General features: G+C 72.7%; 17 protein-coding genes. 7 read left to right on the top strand and 10 right to left on the bottom strand.

Annotation, left to right across the window (positions count from 1 at the left end; translation table 11 throughout):
- The first annotated feature begins 159 nt into the window (after window positions 1–159).
- Window positions 160–816 carry a phosphatidylserine decarboxylase gene (locus ACZ7L7_RS01015; RefSeq protein WP_472074307.1) on the top strand — a complete coding sequence of 219 codons (657 nt, stop codon included), beginning with the start codon at window positions 160–162 and terminating at the stop codon, window positions 814–816.
- 22 nt (window positions 817–838) lie between these two features.
- Window positions 839–1,657: a CDP-diacylglycerol--serine O-phosphatidyltransferase gene (gene pssA, locus ACZ7L7_RS01010; RefSeq protein WP_285514798.1), complete on the top strand. Its 819-nt coding sequence runs from the start codon at window positions 839–841 to the stop codon at window positions 1,655–1,657.
- 228 nt (window positions 1,658–1,885) lie between these two features.
- Here the strand turns inward: pssA and ACZ7L7_RS01005 are convergent, their stop codons facing one another.
- The gene (locus ACZ7L7_RS01005; RefSeq protein ID WP_285514799.1) at window positions 1,886–3,004 is read right to left on the bottom strand and encodes a glycerate kinase; all 1,119 of its coding nucleotides are present in this window, start codon (window positions 3,002–3,004) and stop codon (window positions 1,886–1,888) included.
- Between the two features lie 210 nt (window positions 3,005–3,214).
- Between ACZ7L7_RS01005 and ACZ7L7_RS01000 the strand changes: the two genes are divergently transcribed.
- From ACZ7L7_RS01000 to ACZ7L7_RS00990, 3 genes are all read left to right on the top strand, one after another.
- Window positions 3,215–4,288 carry an ADP-ribosylglycohydrolase family protein gene (locus ACZ7L7_RS01000; RefSeq protein ID WP_285514704.1) on the top strand — a complete coding sequence of 358 codons (1,074 nt, stop codon included), beginning with the start codon at window positions 3,215–3,217 and terminating at the stop codon, window positions 4,286–4,288.
- 20 nt (window positions 4,289–4,308) lie between these two features.
- On the top strand, window positions 4,309–4,800 hold the full coding sequence (locus ACZ7L7_RS00995; protein WP_471591583.1) for an NUDIX domain-containing protein: 492 nt from the start codon (window positions 4,309–4,311) through the stop codon (window positions 4,798–4,800).
- An 86-nt stretch (window positions 4,801–4,886) separates the two neighbouring features.
- Window positions 4,887–5,615, top strand: coding sequence for an SIR2 family NAD-dependent protein deacylase (locus tag ACZ7L7_RS00990; protein ID WP_472074306.1), 729 nt, complete (start codon window positions 4,887–4,889; stop codon window positions 5,613–5,615).
- Window positions 5,616–5,622: 7 nt separating this feature from the next.
- Here ACZ7L7_RS00990 and ACZ7L7_RS00985 read toward each other — a convergent pair whose 3' ends face one another.
- The 6 genes from ACZ7L7_RS00985 to ACZ7L7_RS00960 form a co-directional block, all read right to left on the bottom strand.
- Complete coding sequence (locus tag ACZ7L7_RS00985) at window positions 5,623–6,111, bottom strand: methylated-DNA--[protein]-cysteine S-methyltransferase (RefSeq protein ID WP_472074305.1); 489 nt, start codon at window positions 6,109–6,111, stop codon at window positions 5,623–5,625.
- Window positions 6,112–6,120: 9 nt separating this feature from the next.
- Window positions 6,121–7,599 (bottom strand): AlkA N-terminal domain-containing protein, encoded by a 1,479-nt coding sequence (locus ACZ7L7_RS00980; protein ID WP_285514708.1) that lies wholly within the window; start codon window positions 7,597–7,599, stop codon window positions 6,121–6,123.
- Between the two features lie 130 nt (window positions 7,600–7,729).
- Window positions 7,730–9,031 carry a hypothetical protein gene (locus ACZ7L7_RS00975; RefSeq protein WP_471591580.1) on the bottom strand — a complete coding sequence of 434 codons (1,302 nt, stop codon included), beginning with the start codon at window positions 9,029–9,031 and terminating at the stop codon, window positions 7,730–7,732.
- 138 nt (window positions 9,032–9,169) lie between these two features.
- Window positions 9,170–9,679, bottom strand: a complete 510-nt coding sequence (locus ACZ7L7_RS00970) for an O-acetyl-ADP-ribose deacetylase (RefSeq protein WP_285514710.1) — start codon at window positions 9,677–9,679, stop codon at window positions 9,170–9,172.
- Window positions 9,676–11,085, bottom strand: a complete 1,410-nt coding sequence (locus tag ACZ7L7_RS00965) for a phytoene desaturase family protein (protein WP_472074555.1) — start codon at window positions 11,083–11,085, stop codon at window positions 9,676–9,678. The genes ACZ7L7_RS00970 and ACZ7L7_RS00965 overlap by 4 nt, the downstream gene beginning before the upstream one ends.
- A 78-nt stretch (window positions 11,086–11,163) precedes the next feature.
- Window positions 11,164–12,012, bottom strand: coding sequence for an inositol monophosphatase family protein (locus ACZ7L7_RS00960; RefSeq protein WP_472074304.1), 849 nt, complete (start codon window positions 12,010–12,012; stop codon window positions 11,164–11,166).
- 638 nt (window positions 12,013–12,650) lie between these two features.
- On the opposite strand from ACZ7L7_RS00960, the gene ACZ7L7_RS00955 reads away from it, so the two are divergent.
- Window positions 12,651–13,082: a hypothetical protein gene (locus tag ACZ7L7_RS00955; protein ID WP_472074303.1), complete on the top strand. Its 432-nt coding sequence runs from the start codon at window positions 12,651–12,653 to the stop codon at window positions 13,080–13,082.
- 68 nt (window positions 13,083–13,150) lie between these two features.
- On the opposite strand, the gene ACZ7L7_RS00950 is transcribed toward ACZ7L7_RS00955, so the two are convergent.
- Both ACZ7L7_RS00950 and ACZ7L7_RS00945 read right to left on the bottom strand, forming a co-directional pair.
- Window positions 13,151–14,242, bottom strand: a complete 1,092-nt coding sequence (locus tag ACZ7L7_RS00950) for an SPFH domain-containing protein (protein ID WP_285514712.1) — start codon at window positions 14,240–14,242, stop codon at window positions 13,151–13,153.
- A 29-nt stretch (window positions 14,243–14,271) separates the two neighbouring features.
- The gene (locus ACZ7L7_RS00945) at window positions 14,272–14,709 is read right to left on the bottom strand and encodes an NfeD family protein (protein WP_285514713.1); all 438 of its coding nucleotides are present in this window, start codon (window positions 14,707–14,709) and stop codon (window positions 14,272–14,274) included.
- 286 nt (window positions 14,710–14,995) lie between these two features.
- On the opposite strand from ACZ7L7_RS00945, the gene ACZ7L7_RS00940 reads away from it, so the two are divergent.
- A complete protein-coding gene (locus ACZ7L7_RS00940; RefSeq protein WP_472074302.1) occupies window positions 14,996–16,933 on the top strand; it encodes an NAD-binding protein in 1,938 nt (645 codons plus the stop codon).
- A 100-nt stretch (window positions 16,934–17,033) separates the two neighbouring features.
- Here the strand turns inward: ACZ7L7_RS00940 and ACZ7L7_RS00935 are convergent, their stop codons facing one another.
- Entirely contained in the window at window positions 17,034–21,914 is a 4,881-nt protein-coding gene (locus tag ACZ7L7_RS00935; RefSeq protein ID WP_472074301.1) for a DNA repair ATPase, read from the bottom strand.
- Window positions 21,915–21,980 lie beyond the last annotated feature (66 nt).

The raw sequence follows: 21,980 nt of genomic DNA, 5'->3' as shown, positions 1-21,980 counted from the left end.
ACGGGGTGTTTTCTTGGAGAAGAAGATCACACCCCGTCAACACTCTTCAGCCGCCGACTCGGCTTCCTGGCTTGCCCAGTTGCGGTCCGCGACCGGTACGATCCCGGGAAAGCCGCCGTCCCCCTCGCCGCGCGGCATCATCCGCTACGAAGGTCATCCATGCCCCACAGCCAAACCTCTGCACCTCGCGAAAGCCTGGCCGGCGTACGCCTGGCACGCGGAGCATCGCCGTGGCTCCTTCCGACCGTCGCCACCGCCGCCCTCAGCCTGGCCAAGGCCCGCCGCTCGGGAGTAGCCAAGGCCGTCGCCGTGCCCGCCACCGCCCTCACGGCGGGCATGCTCTGGTTCTTCCGCGACCCCGAGCGTGAGATCGCCCAGGGCAGGGTCATCTCGCCCGCCGACGGCGTGGTGCAGAGCATCATGCCGTGGAAGGACGGCCGCACCCGCGTCGCCATCTTCATGAGCCCGCTCAACGTCCACGTCAACCGTGCGCCGCTCTCCGGCACGGTGACGTCGGTCGAGCACATCCCCGGCGGGTTCGTTCCGGCGTTCAACAAGGAGAGCGAGAACAACGAACGCGTGGTCTGGCATTTCGACACCGAGCTCGGTGACATCGAGATGATCCAGATCGCCGGCGCGGTGGCCCGCCGGATCGTGCCCTACATCCCTCAGGGCACGAAGGTGGAGCAGGGCGACCGCATCGGGCTGATCCGCTTCGGCTCCCGGGTCGACATCTACCTGCCCGAGGGCGTGGAGGTCGCGGTCGAGGTCGGTCAGAAGACCGTGGCTGGGGTGACTCGCATTGACCGTGATTGATCCAGAGACCCAGTCCGGCTGGGTGCCCGAGGCCGACGAGGTGGACGACGACGAGGAGATGCCCCTCTCGCTCCGCCTCTCAATAGCGGACACGCTCACCCTCGGTAACGCCACGTGCGGCTTCATGGCGGTGTACTTCACCACCACCGGCATCCTGATCCCGCACCTCACGGGCAGCCAGGAGTCCGGCATGGCCCGCCACAGCGCGGCCACGGCGGTCATCCTGATGCTCTGCGCGGCGGTCTTCGACCTGTTCGACGGCCTGGTCGCGAGGAAGCTCCGCTCGTCCCCGATGGGCGCCGAGCTGGACAACCTCTCCGACCTGATCAGCTTCGGCCTGGCACCGGCGTACTTCGTCCTGGTGTACGGCATGGTCGCCGACGACGCCCACCAGCGGGTGGCGGCGGTCGGGGCGATCGTGGTGCTGCTGGCGGTGGTGCTGCGTCTGGCCCGCTTCTCCTGCGTGACGATGAAGGACGGCATGTTCCAGGGCATGCCCTCCCCCTTCGGCGCGCTGACGGTCGTCTCGATCGTGTTGCTGGAGCTGCCCTTCGTGGCGACGCTCCTGGCGATCCTGGGCACGGCCTGGCTGATGGTGAGCCGCGTCGAGTACCCGAAGCCGCGGGGCCGGCTCGCGGTGGCCATGCTCTCCTGGATCGTGGTCTCCATGGGCCTGCTCGCCGCCTGGGCCTTCGAAGCCCCCAGCGGCCAGCTCCTCCTCCAGACCGGCTGCGCCCTGCAACTGGTCATGGGCGCGGTGATCCCCCTGTTCGCCACGGCCCGCCGAGTGAACAACTTCCGCGACAACCGCCGCGAGGCGAGGGCAGCGCAGCTGCCGTAGCAAGAGGCAAACACGAAGCGCCCGGGACCTGACGGTCCCGGGCGCTTCGTGTTTGTCCAGCCCGTCCGGGGTACTTCAGCCCGTCCGGCGTTTGAGGACGAGGCCCGTTCAGGGCCGATGGGGGTCCAGGGGGCGGAGGCCCCCTGCTGGGGTCGAAGGGGCGAAGCCCCTGGGGACGGGAATGGGAAGGGGCGGCGGGGGCGAGAAGAGCCCACCCCAGCCCCACCGTCAGTGCAGAAAGTCCCCCGCGATCCGCGCAGCGACCCGCTCCAGAATCGGCCCCGCGTCCGCGATGCACTTGGCGACATCCGGCTCGACCTCGGTCAGCGGATACGCCCGCCGAATCCCCGCCCGCCCCAGCGCCTGGGGCGGCAACGTCAGCCGACCGCACACCGCGACGACCTCCTTACCCGCCGCCCGAGCCGCCGCGGCAACCCCCGCCGGCGCCTTCCCGTGCAGCGTCTGCTCATCCAGCGACCCCTCACCGGTGATCACCAGCTCGGCCCGCTCCAGCGCGGGAGCGAACCCGAGAACATCGAGCATGACCTCGATACCGGCCCGGAACCGCGCCCCGATCAACAACGCACCGTAACCGATACCGCCCGCGGCCCCCGCCCCCGGCGCCACGGCATGCGAGGCAGCGGACGCCCCCACGGCCGACTCCAGCACCTTGACGAAACGCACGAGCGCCGCGTCCAGGGCAACCACGTCATCCGGAGACGCCCCCTTCTGCGGCCCGTACACCGCAGGAGCCCCCTTCGGCCCGGTCAACGGATTGTCGACGTCACTGGCGAGCACCAGGTCCACGGACGCCAGCCGCGGATCCAGCCCGGACAGGTCGGCGGAGGCCACATCGGCCAGCCCGCCCCCACCGGGCCCCACCGGCTCCCCGTCCGCGTCCAGGAACCGCGCCCCGAGCGCGGCCAGCATCCCGGCCCCGCCGTCGGTCGTGGCGCTGCCCCCGACCCCGAACACGATCGTCCCGGCACCCGCGTCGAGCGCGGCCCGCAACAGCTCCCCGGAGCCGTACGTAGAGGCCGTGAGCGGCGCGAAGACGCCCGCCGGGAGCCGCTGGAGCCCGCTGGCCTCCGCCATCTCCACGACCGCGGTGTCGCCGCGCAGCGCGAACGCCGCCGTCACCTCGTCACCGAGGGGCCCGGCGACCCGGACCTCGCGCCGCTCGAAACCGGCCGCGACCGCCGCGTCCACGGTGCCGTCCCCGCCGTCGGCCACCGGCAGTGCCTCGACCTCGACGTCCGGCACGACCTGACGCAGTCCGGCCGTGACCCGCTCGGCGACCTGCACGGCCGTCAGCGAGCCCTTGAACTTGTCCGCGGCGATGAGCACGCGCTGTGTCACCTGTGATCCCCTTGCTCTCCGGGCCCCGCGCTCACGCACGTCAAGGCCAGTCGCGCCGCTGTGACCTTAACCGGAGGACACCCCCGCCGTCATGCCCCGCCCGCCCCGTGGACGGCCCCGCACACGCCCCGCACCCGGCGTCGGAACCGGGCCGTTCCCCCGCTGTCCCCACCCCCCGGAATCGGGTACACCGGACCTATGACCCCTGTGGGTACCGTGACCGAGATCGAGGACCGTGTTCTCGGGGGCTGGCTGGGCCGGGTTGCCGGGAACATGCTCGGCAAGCCGGTCGAGCAGGGCGACCTGTGGACGCGGGACCGGATCGACCGCTATCTGCGGCGCGCCGACGCCCTGCCGCTCACGGACTATCTGCCCGAGCCGCCCACCAACAGCGACGACGCCTTCGAGCTGCGCCCCGAGTGGCGCCACTGCGTGCGCGGGCGGATCCACGGCAGCTGCCGGGACGACGACGTCGACTACGCCATCCTGGGCCTGGACCTGCTGGAGACCCACGGCTTCGACTTCAGCACCGAGCAGGTCGGGGACCTGTGGCTGCTGAGACTGCCGTACTTCCAGACCTTCACGGCCGAGCGCGCGGCGTACCGCAATCTCGCCAACGGGCTCAAGCCGCCGCTGACGGCGACCTTCGAGAACCCCTACCAGGAGTGGATCGGCGCCCTGATCCGCGCCGACATCTTCGGCTGGACCTGCCCGGGCGAGCCGCGCCGTGCCGCCGCGCTGGCCCGCCGGGACGCGGTGCTGTCGCACACCGGGAACGGCGTCTACGGCGCGATGTGGGCGGCGGCGCTGATCGCGGAGGCGTTCACCGCGCCCACGGTGCGGCACGCGCTCACCGAGGCGCTGGCCGTGATCCCGGCCTCCAGCAGGCTCTCCCGTACCGTGCGCCGGGTGATGTCCCTGCACGACGCCCGGCTGCCCTGGGAGGAGACCCTCGCCACCCTCTCCGAGGAGACCGCGGGCCTGGGCTGGATCCACACCGTCCCGAACGCGGCCGTGCTGACCGCGGGGCTGCTGTACGGCGACGGCGACTTCACCCGCACCGTCACGCTGACCGTCCGTGGCGGACTGGACACGGACTCCAACGGGGCGACCGCCGGTTCCGTGGCGGGGGTACTGACCGGGGCGGAGGCGATCCCCGCGCAGTGGCGGGATCCGCTGGAGGACACGGTGCGCAGCGCGGTGTTCGGTTTCGACGGAGTGAGGATCACCGAACTGGCTGAACGGACCGTGCGGTTGGCTGACGGCGCGTGACGCACGGTTACCCTTCCGGGGTGACCACTCAGGACTTCGCCGCGTACCTCGCCAGTCTCCCCCGCGTCCTCGCCGGTGCCGCCGCCCTGTTCCGGGACGCGACCGGGCGGGTGCTGCTCGTCGAGCCCAACTACCGTGAGGGCTGGGCCCTTCCGGGCGGCACCGTCGAGTCCGACGACGGCGAGACCCCGCGCCAGGGCGCCCGCCGCGAGACGGCGGAGGAGATCGGCCTCGACGTGGAACTCGGCCGGCTGCTCACGGTGGACTGGGTCCAGTGGCCGGGCCGCCCGCCGCTGGTCGCCTACCTCTACGACGGAGGGGTCCTCGACGAGGACCGGCTCAAGTCGATCCGCCTGCGGGAGGAGGAGCTGCTGTCCTGGCGGCTGGTGCCGCGCGAGGACCTGACCGACTACCTGCCGGGCCCCCTGGGCCGACGGGTCCTGGTGGCGCTCGATGTGCTGGAGAGCGGCGGCGGCACGGCGGAACTGGAGAACGGCCACCGGGTCGGCTGACACGGGCGCACACCGTCGGTGGCTCACGGTGGGGCGGCACGAATATCCGTTCGCCCCGTCCCCGGCCCCCGCTTACCCTCGGTCCCATGGCCAAACCCCTCGTCGCCCTGCTCAGCGGCGCCGGTATCAGCACGGACTCCGGAATCCCCGACTACCGCGGGCCCAACGGCCTGTGGCGGCGCGACCCGGAGGCCGAGAAGCTGGTGACGTACGAGTACTACATGGGCGATCCGGAGATCCGGCGGCGCTCCTGGCAGATGCGCCGCAAGAACCGCACGCTGAAGGCCGAGCCGAACGCCGCGCACCGCGCGGTCGCCGAGCTGGAGCGGTCCGGGGTGCCGGTCCGGGTGATCACGCAGAACGTGGACGGGCTGCACCAGCTCGCCGGAATGCCCGCCCGCAAGGTGCTGGAGCTGCACGGCAGCGCCCGCGGCGTGGTGTGCACCAAGTGTCATGCGCGCGGCCCGATGGAGGACGCGCTGGCCCGGGTCGACGCCGGTGAGGACGACCCGTCGTGCCTGGAGTGCGGCGGGATCCTGAAGTCGGCGACGGTGATGTTCGGCGAGCGCCTGGACCCGGTGGTGCTGGGCGAGGCGGTCGCGATCAGCAAGGCGTGCCAGGTGTTCATCGCGGTCGGCAGCAGCCTCCAGGTGCAGCCCGCCGCCGGGCTCGCGGGCGTGGCCGCCGACCACGGCGCCCGGCTCGTCATCGTCAACGCCGAGCCGACGCCGTACGACGACCGTGCCGACGAGGTGATCCGGGAGCCGATCGGCACCGCGCTGCCGAAGCTGCTGCGGGAGCTGGCCGCCCAGTAGCCCCGGGTTACTGGAACAGCGCCCGGCCGCTCTCGAAGTCCAGCAGGCGGCGCTTGCGGTCGAGGCCGCCGCCGTAGCCGGTGAGGCTGCCGCTCGCGCCGACGACGCGGTGGCAGGGGACGATGATGCCGACCGGGTTGCGGCCGTTGGCGAGGCCGACGGCGCGGGAGGCTGCGGGGCTGCCGAGTTCGTCGGCGAGTTGGCCGTAGGTGCGGGTCTCGCCGTACGGGATCGTGCGCAGGCGGTCCCACACCCGGCGCTGGAACGGGGTTCCCTTCAGGCGGAGTTCGAGGGTGAACTCCTTCAACTCGCCCGCGAAGTAGGCCGTCAGCTGTTCCTCGGCCGCCGCGAAGGCGGGGTGGTCGTCGCGGGGGCCGAAGGACTCCTCCGGTGGCCGGTGGCGTTGCTCGGTCATGTAGAGGCCGGACAGGACACCGTCGTCGGCGACGAGGGTGAGGGGCCCGTAGGGGCTGTCGATCACGGTGTGGGTGCGCATGGAACGTCCTTAGACCGGGAGGAAGTTGATCGGGTGGCTGTCGGTCGCCCACAGGTACTGGACGGCGTACGCCCGCCAGGGCCGCCAGGCCGCGGCGCGGGCGGTGAGGGCGGCGGGGGTCGAGGGCAGGTCCAACTCCCCTGCCGCGCGCCGGATTCCGAGGTCCGTGGGGAGGAAGGCGTCGGGGTCGCCGAGCGCGCGCATCGCGATGACGTCGACCGTCCAGGGGCCGAAGCCGGGCAGGTCGAGCAGCCGGGCGCGGGTCTCGGACCAGTCGCTGTCCACGCCCAGGTGGAGGCTGCCGTCGGCGAGTTGGTTCACGAGGGTGGTGAAGGTGGTGCGGCGGGTGCGCGGCATCGCCAAGGACTCGGGGTCCAGCGCGGCGAGTGCCTCGGGGGCCGGGAAGAGGTGGCTGAGGCCGCCCTCGGGGTCGTGCACGGGTTCGCCGTGGGCGGTGACCAGGCGGGCGGCGTGGGTGCGGGCGGCGGCGGTGGAGACCTGCTGGCCGAGTACGGCCCGCACGGCGAACTCGGCCTCGTCGACCGTACGCGGGACGCGGCGGCCGGGGGCCTTGGCGACCAGCGGGGCGAGCACGGGGTCCGTGCTGAGCTGTTCGTCGACGGTGACCGGGTCAGCGTCCAGGTCGAGCAGGCGGCGGCAGCGGCTGATGGCGACGGTGAGGTCGCGCAGGTCGCCGAGGATCAGACGGCAGGCGATGTGGTCGGGCTTCGGGGTCAGGGAGACGATGCCGTGGCCGTGGGGCAGGCGCAGGGTGCGGCGGTAGGCGCCGTCGCGCCACTCCTCGACGCCGGGGACGGCGGTCGCGGCAAGGTGGCCGAAGAGGTTGTCGGGGTTGAGCGGGAGCCGGAACGGCAGGCGCAGGGTCAGTGCTCCGGGGGTCCCGTGGCCGGGACGGGGCACGCGGGCGCGCAGGTCGCTCGGGGCGAGGGCGTAGACCTCGCGGACGGTGTCGTTGAAGGTGCGGATGGAGGAGAAACCGGCGGCGAAGGCGATCTCGGCCATCGGCAGCGCGGTCGTCTCGATCAGCAGGCGCGCGGTCTGGGCGCGCTGGGCGCGGGCCAGGGCGAGCGGGCCCGCGCCCAGTTCGGCCTGGAGCTGGCGTTCGATCTGCCGGGTGCTGTAGCCGAGCCGGGCGGCCAGTCCGGGCACGCCCTCGCGGTCCACCACCCCGTCGCCGATCAGCCGCATGGCGCGGGCGACCAGATCGGCCCGCTGGTTCCACTCCGGCGAGCCGGGACTGGCGTCCGGCCGGCACCGCTTGCAGGCGCGGAACCCTGCCTGCTGGCAGGCGGCGGCGCTCGGGTGGAACACCATGTTCTGCGGCTTCGGCGCGACCACCGGACAGCTCGGCCGGCAGTAGATCCCGGTGGTCAGTACGGCGGTGTAGAACCACCCGTCGAACCGCGCGTCCTTGGCCCGAACGGCCCGGACACAGGCCCCCGTGTCGGTGTGCATCCCCTTCTGCATGCGTCCAGCATCGACCAGCCGCCCCGGGATGGCTGGCGAGTTTCCGACATCAACCTCGACTGTGCTGGGCGGCACCGATTCGCCTGGGCCCGCACCGGGCGGCAGGCGAGACCTCGCGGACCCGGCCTGGCTAGGTCACGGCCGTCGTCTCGTCCTCCGCCACGAACTCCACGACCGCCAGCGCGAAGAGCAGCGCCAGGGCCAGGCCCACCACGACCCAGCCCGTCGGGTACGGCCACAGGATGAAGGTCAGGACCGCCGCGGCGACCAGGATCCAGGAGATCCAGGTGCGGTAGCGGTGCACGAAACGGCCCACGGGGCCGGTGCGCAGGCCCGCTCGTGCGGCGGTGGAGCGGACGGCACCGATGCCCGAGTGCCACATCTGGCGGACGAAGCCGGCCCGGCGGCCGGGGCCGGTGAGCCAGGCGGCGAGGGCGACCACCACGCCGAGGGCGATGGCCACGCGGACGGAGGTGCGCAGGAAGCGGACCAGAGTGTCGTAGACCGACTCGGCGGCGGGCTGCGAGACCCCGGAGGGCAGGGCGTCCAGGTACACCACGCGGAAGACGGCCAGGGCGATGCCGAGCAGGCCGACGGCGAAGGCGAACCCGAGCGCGCCGGCGACCAGCGCCTTGCGGCGGTGCGCGGACAGTGCCACCCCGCCCGCGATCAGCAGCACCGAGATCACGGGGAGCCAGAATCCGGCGAGTTCCAGCAGCCGGAATCCGGTGCGGGCGCGGCCGATGTCCTCCGACTGGACGACGGTGAAGTCGGTGTGGACCTCGGGGATGTTCTTGGCGACGGTCAGGCCCGAGTCGACGAGGCGGTTCTTGACCTCATCGACCACCGGCCCGAGGTCGATGGTCACCTTGTCGCCCTCGATCTTCACGGTGCCACCGCCCTCGCCGGTCAGCGCCTTGACGACGGCGGCGTGGATCCGGCGGTTGGCGTCGGTCCAGATCCGGTCGAAGGCGTCGGAGGCGACGACCGCCTGCGCCTTGTCGTGGACGAAGCTGCGCACCGCGCTCTGCAGGGAGGGGCCCAGCCTGCCGAGGGCCTTCTCCGCCAGCGGCCGGTCGGCGACCGGGGTCTCGGCGAGCAGCGCGGGTACGTCGAGGTGGTCCATCACGGCGTCGGTGACCCGGTTGGCCACCGCGTTCTGGATGTCCTTGTCCCGGGCGAGCGGTTCGACCGTGTCGACATAGCGACCGGTGTCCCCCGCGATGCTGGCCGTCCAGGCGGCGACCGCGCCCAGCGGGGCGAGGATGCAGCCGAGGACGATCAGCACGGCGGCCAGCGTGGACCGGGCCCGGTGCCGCTTGGGCCGCTCGGCCCGCTGCTCCGCCCGCTCCGCCTCCAGCGCGGCGATGCGTGCCCGCAATTGCTCCAGCTCCGACGGGGAGCCGTCCGGAATCTCGCCCTCGCCCGCCATGCCGTACTCCCTCCTGCACCCCTGGGCTCAGGAGATCCCGGGGGCGGGAGGGCGGCGACCTTGGCGGGCCGTCCGGGTGAAAGGCGACGGGGGCGCGGGCCAGGTCGCGTCGGGCGGCGGGCGGGACTCTGCGACGGCCTACGCCAGGCGGTCCGTGAAGGCCGTATAGGCGCGCTCGTCGAAGAGGACGAACGTCACCTCCTCCACCCGCGTCCGCACGGCCCGTACCGTCTCCAGCGCGATGCGGGCGGCGTCCGCCATCGGCCAGCGGTAGACGCCGGTGGAGATGGCCGGGAAGGCGACCGTGCGGGCGCCCAGTTCGTCGGCGACGCCCAGGGACTCGCGGTAGCAGGAGGCGAGGAGGTGCGAGCGGTCCTCGCTGTCGCTGAAGACGGGGCCCACGGTGTGGATCACCCAGCGGGCGTCCAGGTTCCCCGCGGTCGTGGCGACGGCCTGACCGGTGGGCAGGCCCTTGCCGTACCGCGAGGCGCGCAGCTCGCGGCACTCCGCCAGGATGGCGGGGCCGCCGCGGCGGTGGATCGCGCCGTCCACCCCGCCCCCGCCGAGCAGGGAGGAGTTGGCCGCGTTGACGATGGCGTCGGCGCTCTGGCGGGTGATGTCGCCCTGGACGAGCGTGAGGGTGGTCATGACTGCCTCAGCCTCCTCCAGACGGCCTTCGCCGCGTTGTGCCCCGACATCCCGTGCACTCCGGGTCCGGGCGGGGTCGCCGAGGAGCAGAGGAAGACCGCGGGATGCGGGGTGCGGTACGGGGACAGCGACAGCTTGGGGCGCAGCATCAGCTGGAGGCCGGACGCGGCGCCGGTGCCGATGTCGCCGCCGACGTAGTTGGCGTTGCGCGCGGCGAGTTCGGGCGGGCCCGCGGTGGCGCGGGCGAGGACCCGGTCGCGGAACCCGGGTGCGAAGCGCTCCAGTTGGCGTTCGACGGTGTCGGTGAGGTCGCCGGTCCAGCCGTTGGGCACATGGGCGTACGCCCAGAAGACATGCTTGCCCTCGGGCGCCCGGCCCGGGTCGACGACGCTGGGCTGGACGGTGATCAGGAACGGCCGTTCGGATGCCCGGCCCTCCCGGGACGCGGCCCGCAGGGCCCGGTCGATCTCCGTGCTGTCGGCGCCGATCTGCACGGTGGTGGCGCGCCGGGCCTCCGGCGCGGTCCACGGGACCGGCCCGTCCAGCGCGTAGTCGATCTTGAAGACGCCCGCGCCGTAGCGGTAGCGCTCGTAGTAGCGGCCGAAGCCGGCGATCCGGGCCAGCGCGGTGGGCGAGGTGTCGAAGATGTACGCGCGGGCGGGCGGCAGGTCGTCGAGCCGTTTGACCTCGTAGTCGGTGTGGACCGCGCCGCCGAGGTCCTTCAGGTACGCGGCGAGCGCGTCGGAGATCGACTGGGAGCCGCCCTTGGCGACCGGCCAGCCCCGGGCGTGCGCGGCGAGGGCGAAGACCAGTCCGACGGCGCCGGTGGCGAATCCGTTCAGCGGGGCCATGACATGGGCGACCAGACCGGCGAACAGGGTCTTGGCGCGCTCGCCCTGGAAGCGGCGCGTCAGCCAGGTCGACGGGGGCAGGCCGACGAGGCCGAAGCGGGCGAGGGTGACCGGATCGCGGGGCAGCGCGGTCAGCGGCAGGGACATGAAGTCGCGGGCCAGGGTGTCCCACTGACGCAGGAACGGCTCGACCAGTCTGCGGTAGGCGCCCGCGTCCCGGGCACCGAAGGAGGCGGCGGTCTCGGCGACCGAGCGGGCCAGCACCGCGGCGGTGCCGTCGGGGAAGGGGTGCGCCATCGGCAGGTCGGCGTGCAGCCACTGAAGGCCGTAGTCCGCCAGCGGCAGGGCGCGGAACGCCGGGGAGTTGACGCCGAGCGGGTGGGCCGCCGAGCAGGGGTCGTGCCGGAACCCCGGGAGGGTCAGTTCCTCGGTGCGGGCTCCCCCGCCGACGGTGTCCTTGGCCTCGAACAGGGCCACGGAGAAGTTGCGGCGGGCCAGCTCCACGGCGGCCGTCAGCCCGTTCGGCCCCGCCCCCACCACGACCGCATCGAGCATCGACGGCACGTCTCGGTCCCCTTCGTCCGGTGGCCACTCACGGTCAGCATATGCCTGCCTCGCGCGCCCTTTGGCGGGTCAGACCGCCCCGCGCACCAGAAGCTCCCTGATCCTGCCCGCCGTCTTCGCGTCCCGCGCGGCCGTGAACGGCAGGGCGTTTCCGCCGGTCACCCGGAAGGGTTCACCGGTGAGGGTCAGGTGGGCGCCGCCCGCCTCCTCCACCAGGAGCAGTCCCGCCGCGTGGTCCCAGGCCGCCTCCCAGCTGAAGGCGACCGCGTCGGACTCGCCCCGGGCCACCGCCAGGTACTCCAGGCCCGCCGAGCCGCAGGCGCGCGGGGCGACGCCGTCCGTCCACAGGCCGAGCAGGGCGCGCTTCTGCTCGTCGGTGGTGTAGTCGGGGTGGGAGGTGGCCACGCGCAGGTCCCGGCCGGGCTCCGGCGCTCCGGCGCGCAGGAGTTCGCCGTCGAGGCGGGCGCCCCGGCCGCGTATCGCCACGGCCAGCCGGTCCAGGGCGGGGGCGTAGGTCCAGGAGGCGAGTACGGTGCCGTCGCTCACCAGGGCGACCAGGGTGCAGAACCCGGTCTCGCCGCGCACGAACTGGCGGGTGCCGTCGACGGGGTCGACGATCCAGATCGGCGCGGCCTGCTGTATCGCGTCGTAGGTGGTGGGGTCGGCGTGCACCGCCTCCTCGCCGACCACCACGGAGCCGGGCAGCAGCGCGCCGAGCGCCTCGGTGAGATACAGCTCGGCCTTGCGGTCCGCGTCCGTCACCAGGTCGTGCGGTCCGCTCTTCTGGTCGATCTCGTGCGCGGCGAGGCTGCGCCAGCGCGGCATGATCTCCTGGGCGGCGGCCTTGCGTACGGCTTCCTCCACGTCGCCGGAGTGCCGGGCGAGAAACTCTTCGATGGTTTCCGTGTTCACGATCATGCGTCCATGAGAGCACGCCCCACTGACAATCCCCGCCGGGGCGGTGACGACTGGGTGGAATCGACGTGAACAGGCGGATTCGCGTCGGGTGCGGTCCGTGACCGTCGGCTCACCGTGACCTGGCGCAATGGCTCGCGAGGGGAGTTGCGCCCTGCTTCGCCGCCCTGCACGGGTTCACTGCGCGCGTGGTGCCTGCGCTGTCCGATGGCAACCGCTCGGACGCTGACCCGCAGTTCCTTCGCAATCACCGTATTCTTCTCACCCTCACAAAAGCCATCGGCGGCCAATACCCGCACCAAAATGCGCCGCAACTAGATCGGAGTTAACCTGAAATCCGAGGTGGCGCGTTCCTTAGAGGCGATCAGCGGCAGGAACGCCGGCTTGGGAACCGGAGTTTACTCTCCCATCGGGCCCATAAGGACCCCGACGCAATAGGCCGGTTATCCCTGGCGGGAGTGAACCACAATTTGGACGCCCGGCTAGTGAGCAACCGAAGTAGGCATACTCGGGATATCCCTAAATCAGGCATCTGCCGGCAATCTCGCACAAGGCAGGACGTCCGGGATATCCGGGCCACCCAGCCCGACTGACGCAATCCTGTGAAGATTCACGCCAGGCGGCCCCCAGGAAGGTTTGACGTGACGGACACACTTCCCAACCCGGCAAGCGACAATACGACCCGATTCGAAGCGGCGCCCGAAAACGATGGCATTCTGATCCCGATACCCTCAGAAGCGCCACAGGGAAAAGCAATTCGAGACGACGCCCAGATCACCGTCAGTGCGCGTCAGGGAAACGGCTACTACGTGACAATCTACAACGGTCCGCCTGACCGGCCGAGCGAGGTCGACGACGTAATCAGTGAACTCCTCACCGAGGCAGGCATGAAGGAAATCGAAGACGCGCTCGGCTTCGGTGCAGCGCCAGCGATCCTGCGGTACGTCAGTTCTGCCGCTGGCGTTTTGGCCTCGGTGCTCACAACCTCACCCTTGCTGAACGAACAACTGTTCAGAGGCACCATGGACGATGGAACAGCAGTGACGTATATGGTGCTTACTCCGCACAGCTAGCTCCATCAGCTGTTCATACCTGCCTCGGGGTCGGCGTGCGGCGGGGGCGGCGGACGGGCTCGTGGAGCTCACCCGCCGGGCGTCTGCCTCCCCCGCGGCGCCGTCGACTGCGCGGCCTCCGCCTCCGCCTTCGCGTCGCTCACCGCGGCCGCGGCCTGCTTGCCCGCCTCGTCGGCGGCCTCGGCGGCGTTGAGCGTGGCCGACCAGCCGGTGTCGAGTTCGGGGGTACGGCGCTCCTCCTCCGCCGGACCCGGCTCCTCGGCCTGCGCGGCCGGCGCCGACGCCTCTGCGGCCTGTTCGCCGAAGGCGCGGCTGACGGTGCGGATCGCCTCGGTCAGCTCACCGGGGATCACCCAGAAGGTGTTGTTGTCGCTGCCCGCGAGGTGCGGGAGGGTCTCCAGGTACTTGTAGGCGAGGACCTTCGCGTCGGCGTTGTTGCGGTGCACGGCCTGGAAGACCAGCTCCACGGCCTTCGCCTCGCCGTCCGCGCGCAGGATCATCGCCTGCTGCGCGCCCTGCGCCTCCAGGATGTCCTTCTGCCGGGTGCCCTCCGCGGTGAGGATCTTGGCCTGCCGGTCGCCCTCGGCGTGCAGGATGGCCGCGCGCTTGTCCCGTTCGGCGCGCATCTGCTTCTCCATCGCCTCCTTGATGGTGGCCGGCGGGTCGATGGCCTTGATCTCCACGCGGTTGACCCGGATGCCCCACTTGCCGGTCGCGTCGTCGAGGACCGCGCGCAGCCGGGAGTTGATCTCCTCGCGGGAGGTGAGGGTCTCCTCCAGGTCCATGGAGCCGATGACGTTGCGCAGGGTGGTCACGGTGAGCTGGTCGATGGCCTGGAGGTAGTCGGCGACCTCGTAGGCCGCCGCCCGCGGGTCGGTGATCTGGTAGTAGAGCACGGTGTCGATGTTGACCACGAGGTTGTCCTCGGTGATCACCGGGCGCGGGTCCGAGGAGTAGACCTGCTCGCGCACGTCGAGCCGGGTGTTGATGCGGTCGGCCACCGGGATCACCAGGTTCAGACCGGGTTGCAGAGTCCGGTGGTATCTGCCGAACCGCTCGATGTTGTAGCGGCGCGCCTGCGGGACGATCCGCACAGTGGCGGCCACCAGGAAGACGACCACGAGGGCCGCCACAAGGGCGAGGATGACGACGGGATCCACTGTGCCTCCGTTGCTGGACGGTCAACCGATCACGGAAGGAGCTCGCGGGGGTAGACGATGGCCGTGGCGCCGTCGATCTCCATGACGTCCACCAGTGCGCCGACCGGGATGACCAGGCTCTCGTCCAGGGAACGGGCGGTCCACTCCTCGCCCGAGAGCTTGATCAGGCCGTGGGTCGCGGTGACCTCCCGCACGACCTCCGCGCGCTTGCCGATCAGCGCGTCGGTGCCCTCATGGGTGAGGGACGGCTGCGCCATCTGCCTCAGCGCGACCGGACGGACGAGGAGCAGGCCCGCCGCGGCCGTGGCGCCCAGGGCCAGTAGCTGGCCGAGCAGGCCGACGCCCACCCCGGCCACCACCGCGGCGACCAGCGCGGCTCCCGCCAGCAGGCCGAGGACCAGCGTCAGGGTGAAGAACTCCGCGGCACCGAGTGCCGCGGCGGCGAGCAGCCAGACGAACCACGGCATCGAATCGCCCTCCTTCAGGGGCCTTGTCAACCAAGCTACCTCCCGGCCCTGGACGAGCGGATACGGCAGCCGCGGCGCTCGGCTCCTTGTGCGCTCAGTGTCCCCCGCCGACGGCCCGTCGTCACTGCCCGGGTCCGGCAGTTTCACGCCGCCCGAACTGCACGAACACCGCAACTCGCCCGGAAGGGGCGGCGGCAGCGGCATGCCGGTGTCGGCGGTCGGGGCGGACAGGGCATGGTGGGGGCGGACACATGAAGATCGTTCGCAGTCGGAGGTGCCGTCCAGCATGGCTTTACTCGATCGGCCCGCCCGGCCCGCCGACGGGCCCGGCCACATGATCGTCTGCGGGAACGACACACTCGCCGAGCGGCTGGCCGCCGAACTCGCCTCGGTCTACCGGGAACGCGTGACGCTCGTCGTGCCGGGCGAGCCCAGGGCCTCGGCGACCTCGTCCGCGGCGGCGGCGCTGTTCGCCCGGCTGCAGTCCGCGATGCGGCGCGGCGGCGACGGGGAGACGGACGGGCCGCGGGTGCTGCAGGCGCCCGCGCTGGACGAGGCCGCGCTCGTGGAGGCGGGGGTGCGGGAGGCGGCGGCGCTGGCGCTCGTGCATGACGACGACGAGACGAACATCCACGCCGCGTTGGCCGCCCGCCGCCTCAATCCCCGGCTGCGGCTGGTGATCCGGCTGTACAACCGCAAGCTCGGGCAGCATCTGGAGCAGGTCCTCGATCAGGCGGCGGCGCTCGCCGTGCCCGGCCTCGACCCGCACGCCCTGGACACCTCCACCACCGTCCTGTCCGACGCGGACACCGCGGCGCCCGCGCTCGCGGCCACCGCCATCGCGGGCACCAGCAAGGTCGTCCAGGCCGACGGGCTGCTGCTGCGCGCCGTGGAACGCGACCCGGCCGGATCGGCGCACGCCGAGAACCCCGGACTGTGCACGCTCGCGCTGCTGTCGTCGACCACCAACGACCCGGCGGGGGCGGAGGGTTCGGACGCCAGTGGCCGGGAGGCCCCGGCGCTGCTGCCGGACGACGAGGCGGTGGCCGCGGCGGCGGGACGCGGCACGGTGGTGCTGGAGACGGTGACGCACTCCGCGCCCACTTCCCCGCCCCGGCTGCGCATGGGCCCGGTCGCGCCGCTGGGCTCGCTCTTCTCCCGCCGACTGCGCTGGTCGGTGGCCGGACTCGCGCTCTGCGTACTGGGGTTGGGCGTGGCCACCCGGATCACCACCGGCGACCATCCGCTGCACGCGGCGTACGTCGTCCTGCTCGACCTCTTCGCGATCAACGACCCGGCCCACGGCGAGTCCACGTCCCGTCAGGTGCTCCAACTGCTGTCCGCGCTCGCGGGTCTGCTGCTGCTCCCGGTGCTGTTCGCCGCCGCGCTGGAGGCCTTCGGCGCCTTCCGTACCGCCGCCGCGCTGCGCCGCCCTCCGCGCGGGCTGTCCGGGCATGTCGTGCTGCTCGGCCTCGGCAAGATCGGCACGCGCGTGCTCGCCCGGCTCCGGGAGCTCGACATCCCCGTGGTGTGCGTGGAGGAGGACCCGGAGGCGCGCGGCATCCCGCTGGCCCGCAGGCTGCGCATCCCGACCGTCATCGGGGATGTCACCCAGGAGGGCGTGCTGGAGGCCGCCGGCGTCCGCCGTGCGCACGCCCTGCTGGCCCTGACCAGCAGTGACACCACCAACCTGGAGGCGGCCCTGTACGCCCGCTCCGTGCAGCCGCAGCTGCGGGTGGCGCTACGGCTGTACGACGACGACTTCGCCGCTGCCGTCTACCGCACCCTGCGCGCGGCGCACCCCCGGGCGCTGACCCGCAGCCGCAGCGTGTCCACGCTGGCCGCACCCGCCTTCGCCGGCGCCATGATGGGCCGCCAGATCCTGGGCGCCATCCCGGTCGAGCGCCGCGTGCTGGTCTTCGCCGCGCTGGAGGTCGGCGGGCACCCCCAGCTCGAAGGCCGCACGGTGGCGGAATCCTTCCGCCCCGGCGCCTGGAGGGTCATCGCCCTGGACACCGCGGACGCGGCCGACCGCGTCCCCGATCTCTCCGCCACCCCCCACCCGGAGAACCGCAATGCGGGCCTCATCTGGGACCTCCACCCCGGGTACGTCCTGCGCCGCGAGGACCGCGTGGTCCTCGCGGCGACCCGTCAGGGGCTGGCGGAACTGCTCGGGCGGCGGCCGAGCCGGACGGTCACCGAGCCGCGGCGCGGGGGTTCCTGAGCGGAGGCCGAGGTCATGTACCGCCGGTCCCGTCGTATCAGCAGTGCCGTGGAGGCCGCGACGATCAGCAGTGCGACGGTGAGGGGGAGGAGGTAGGGGGTCATGGCCGCTCCTGGGGTCGGTTGGCGTGCCGGGCGTGGGGGTTCGCCAGGAGGTTGCGGGGGTCGGTGGCCCGGGTGATGGCGGATTCCACCGCCGCCACCCGGTCGGCGAGGAGGCCCAGGGCCGCGACCGCGCGGACCAACGGGTCCTCCTCGGGGCCGCCCAGGGACTGGGTGCGGACGTAGGCCGACTTGAGCTCCGCCCAGCGGGCGGCCTGCTCCGGGGTCTGGGTGCCGCGCAGCTCGGCCAGCTTGAGGAGGTTCGCCTCCGCGCCCTCCGCCAGGGTCTGGGCCTCGGCCGTGAAGTGGTCGGTAACCACGGCGGCGACCTCGGCGTCGTTCATGACGGGCCGGATGCGCTGGGCGATCTTGTTCATGGTGCGGTAAGAGCCCTGGAGCTTGAACGGCGGCTCGGTGCGGGTCGCGTCGGACTGCGCGGCGGAGGCGATGTAGGCCGCGTTGACGGCGAGCACCGTCTCGCGCACCCGCAGCAGGTGCCGCAGTACGGACCGGATCTGCTCGATCTCGACGGGCGCGTAGGGGTGGGTGAGCTGGTCCGGCAGCGCCGTGGGGTCGTCGGCGGCCAGGCGGACGAACACCTCCAGGTCGCGGCGGTCTCGCCCGGCGAGCGGGGCGAGCACCGGGTTCGAGGTGAGGGCGTTCTCCAGGAAGCTGTAAGCGAAGGCGTCCTCCTTGCCGGTGAGGACGTCACCGAGGTTCCACACATCGGCGCGGTTGGCGAGCATGTCGGGCACCTGGAAGCGGGCGCCGGACTCGGTGTAGGGATTGCCTGCCATGCAGACGGCGAAGCGCTTGCCGCGCAGGTCGTAGGTGCGCGGCTCGCCGTCCCACACACCGTCGATACGGCGGGTGGCGTCGCACAGCGGGATGAACTTCTGCAGCAGTTCGGGCGAGGTGTGCTGGATGTCGTCCAGGTACAGCAGGGTGTTGTTGCCCGCCGCCAGCGCGAAGTTGATCTTCTCGATCTCCTGGCGGGCGGTGGCGTTGGGCGCCTCGGCCGGGTCGAGGGAGGTCACGCCGTGGCCGAGGGCGGGTCCGCTGATCTTCACGAGCATCAGGCCGAGCCGGTCCGCGACGTATTCCATCAGCGTCGTCTTGCCGTAGCCGGGCGGGGACACGAGCAGCAGCAGTCCGCCCGTGTCGGTGCGCTTGGACTCCCCCGTGGTGCCGAGCTGCTTGGCGAGACTGTCGCCGATCAGCGGCAGGTACACCTCGTCGATGAGACGGCCGCGCACGAACGCGGCCATGGAGCGCGGCCGGTGGTCGTCCAGGCGCAGGCGTGCGCGCTCTGCGGTGACCAGCTCGGTGCGGCGGCGCTGGTAGGCGCGGAAGGCGGGCACCTCGTGCTCGGCGAACCGGCGGGTGCGGGCGAGGAATTCGTCGACGCGCAGGCGCAGCCGTCGGCCGTCGATGCGCGGGTGGCTGCCGAGCAGCCCGTCCACGGTCGTCTCCAGCACCGCCTCCGACCCGTACCGGGGCAGCTCCGGGCACAGCTCGGCGGCGACCGCCTCGGCCAGGTCCCCGGCGCTCACCTCCTCGCCGCTCGCGGAAACGTACGCCGACAGCCATCCCTCGACGAGCTGGTGCCGGGCGGCCAGGTCGTCCAGCGCCGCCAGGTCCTCGTCGTAGGCCGAACCGCCCGTGGCGCGCCGGAACTTGTCCAGCAGCGTGCGAGTCCCGGCCGCCAGGACGAACCCCTCGGGGCCGGTCGTCAGCTCCTCGAAGAGGTACGCGGCCGCCTCCGGTCCGCCCGCCGCCTCGGCCAGTTCGGCCTGGAGGTCGGCGATGGCGGGCGCGAGCCCGAAGGTGTCGCGGGCGCGGGCCATCGACACCGCGCGCCGGGTCCAGGCCGCCCGCTGCTCGGGGGTGGTGCGGTGGGCCCAGAACATCTGGGCGGCGGCGCGGGCGGCGGGCTCGTGACGCAGGGTGCCCGCCTGCTCGTACAGGGGCAGCAGGGCGGTGAGGATGGCGGTCGCGTCGTGGTCGTGGACGCCGCGCTCGTAGCCCTCGTCGTACGCCTCCTGCGCGGCCGTGCGCACCAGGGCGGGCAGGTCGGCGGCGGTCGGCGCCTCGGCGCCGTGCTCGCGCAGGAGGCGGGCGGCGAGGTGTTCGGCGCGGTAGACCTCGGGCGACTCCGAGGGCAGGTGGCGGTCCCAGTAGGGGCGGGTGTCGGCGAAGGCGGGGTCGGTGACGGGGGCGCGGTAGTCGGTGCCGGTGACGGCGTAGGCGAGGCCGTCACCGTGCGGGACGAGGGTGAGGTCGAAGGGGTCGGTGGTGACGGCGAAACGGTGGCCGCCCAGGCGGATGGTGCGGCCGTCGTCGCCGAACAGGTCGGCGCGGTCGCGCAGGGCGCGCAGGGCCTCCTGGTGGGCGGCCTTGAGCCGGCCGTCCAGCTCCTCCGCCCGTACCCCGTCGCCGAGTTCGCGCAGCTCCTCCGCGGTGCGGCGGACGCGGGCGACCATCGGGTCGGAGGCGAAGTACGTGCTGACCGCGTCGGCGTCGGCGAACGTGGCCGCGCGCCGGGCGACCGTCTCCAGGACGCGTGCGGCGGCCGTCGCGAGCTGTTCGGCGCGGCGGGCGCGGGCGTCCACCAGACCCTGCTTGCGGCCCGCGAAGGCGTCGTGGATCTCGGTGCGCCGGTCGGCGAGTTGGGTGAGGAAGTCGTCGAAGTCGCCGAAGCGGGACTCCAGGTTCTCCACCCGGGCCAGCACGCGCGCGAGGTGGTCGTCGCAGGCGTCCGGGGTGTCGGCCTCGGCGAGCGCGCCGGTGACCGTCTGGCCGAGCAGGGTCAGTTCGGCGGCGAACTCGGCGCGGCCCTCCCGGTCGCGCAGTTCGCGGCGGCGGGCGTCGAGGAGGGCGCGGACCCGGTTGACGCCGCCGAGGACTTCGGCGATGCGCTCCAGGACGGAGGTGCGCACGGTGGCGTCGGCGATGTCGAGGCCGGAGACGACCTCGGTGACCGTCCGCAGCGCCCCGCCGAGGGCGTCGAGCCGTTCCTCGACCGGCGCCGCCGCGGCCACGCCGGTCAATGCCTCGGCCTCGGCGGCGAGTTGCTCGACCTCCTCCAGGTGTCCGGCGAAGGCGTCCTCGCGGCTGAGGTGGGTCACGGCCCGCTGCCCGAATGACGCGAGGTCGGCCTCGGCACCGGCGGCGAGTTCGTCGATGCGGTCGGTGTCGGCGTACTTGAGGTCCTTCAGGGTGAGCAAGTGCCCTTGGGCTTGCCGCAGTTCGGTCAGTCCAGTCACCCACGCGGTGGCCTCGCGCGGGGCCTCGCCGCGCAGGCGCCGTACGACGGCGGCGAGCCGGTCGGCGCCCTCCGCCAGCGCGTCGGCGGCCTGCCGGGTCAGCGTCTGCACGGTCTCGAACTCGGCGAGCACCTGGGCGCCGGTGTCCTGGATCCGCCGCAACGGGCCGAGCAGATCCCCGAGTTCGCTCTCGCCGAGCCAGTGGTGGGCGTCGGCGGTGCGGGCGCAGTCGGCGGTGAGCGCGGCGTACACCTCGGTGGTCGGGGTGGTCTCGGCGACCGCCCGGGTGACGGCCAGGCAGTCGGCGATGCCGCGTACGAGGTCGGCGTTGCCGATGCGGGCCAGCGGCCCCTCGCCGACGGGCCGGGCGGCGGCGTAGGTGTCGGAGACGTACGGCGAACTCCACAGCTGCACGGGGTGCACGCGTCCCGGCTCGTCGCCGTCGGCCCGCAGCACGGCCAGGGTGCCGTCCTCGAACAGGGTCCAGCCCCGGCACACGATCGGGGCGGCGATCTCCTTGCGGATGGTGTTGTACGACAGCAGCAGGCCACGCCCCTGCGCCCGCGCGTGGAAGGCGTAGAGCACGTCCTCGCCGTACGGCGAACGCACCTCCGCCGCGAACTCCAGCCCGGCGCTGTCGAGATCGAAGACCTTGTGGGCGCCCGTGGCCAGGCAGTAGCCGCCGGGGAAGACGATGCCCTGGTCGTCGGGGAGGCGGCGGCACGCCTGTCCTACGGCGTCAAGGCGGACGACGTCCTTGGTGAGGGTGTTGAAGACCAGGTACCGGTCGGTGTCCTCCTTGTAGGGGCGGATGCGCAGCAGGAGCAGGGCGCCCACGCGCGCGTGCGCGATGCCGGCGTCGGCGAGGGACTGCAGCGGCTCGTCCACCGGCTCGGTGAACAGGTCCTCGTCGTCGGCGTCGGCGCGGACGGTGAGCACCCCGCCGACGGTGGAGACCAGGACCTCGCCGCCCACGCGGACATGTGGGCGGTCGGCGCCGGGGACGTGGTCCTCGCGGGTGGCCTCGGTCCAGGTGAAGTCGTGGGAGGGCGGCAGCACGTCGTCGCGGTCGCCGCGCGCGTCCAGGAAGGACAGGCTGCCGTCGTGGGCGACCGCCCACCGCAGCACCCGTACGTCGCCGACCTTCTCGCCGGTCCGGAAGACGGCGAGCAGCCGGCCCTCCAGTCGGCGCAGGCCGAGCAGCCGGGCCTGCCGGAAGTAGCGGAACAGGGCCGCGAACTCCCGCCGGAACGCCGGGTCGTCGAGGAGTCCGGGCACCGTGTCCTCGGGCAGCCGGTTCAAGTCCCGGTCGTACAGGGCGAAGACATCGCCCACGGCGGGTTCCGTGCGTACGCCGAGGGCGTCGTCGGCGCCGAAGAGCAGGGTGTCGCCGACGGCGACGAGGTCGCGGGCGAGACCGGCGTGCTCGGTGCGCAGCCGTTCGGTGCCGGTCAGTTCGAGGCGGGTGGCGCCGAACTCGTCGACGCGCCGGGCGTTGAGCGCCTCGGCGCGGGCGGCGAGTTCGGCGGCCTGGGCGGTGAGCCGGTCGCGCAGCACCTCGTAGGCGCCGTTGTCGACGGCGGCGTACGCCTGGGTGTCCGGGCCGGTGGTCATGGTGTCCCCTCGCAGTGTGTTCCGTGGCGGGCCGGAGCTGCCGCCCCCCGCGCGGCAGCTCCGTCG

This window comes from Streptomyces sp. NPDC110618, from assembly GCF_055657065.1.
This window is presented reverse-complemented; position numbering and strand designations above follow the sequence as displayed.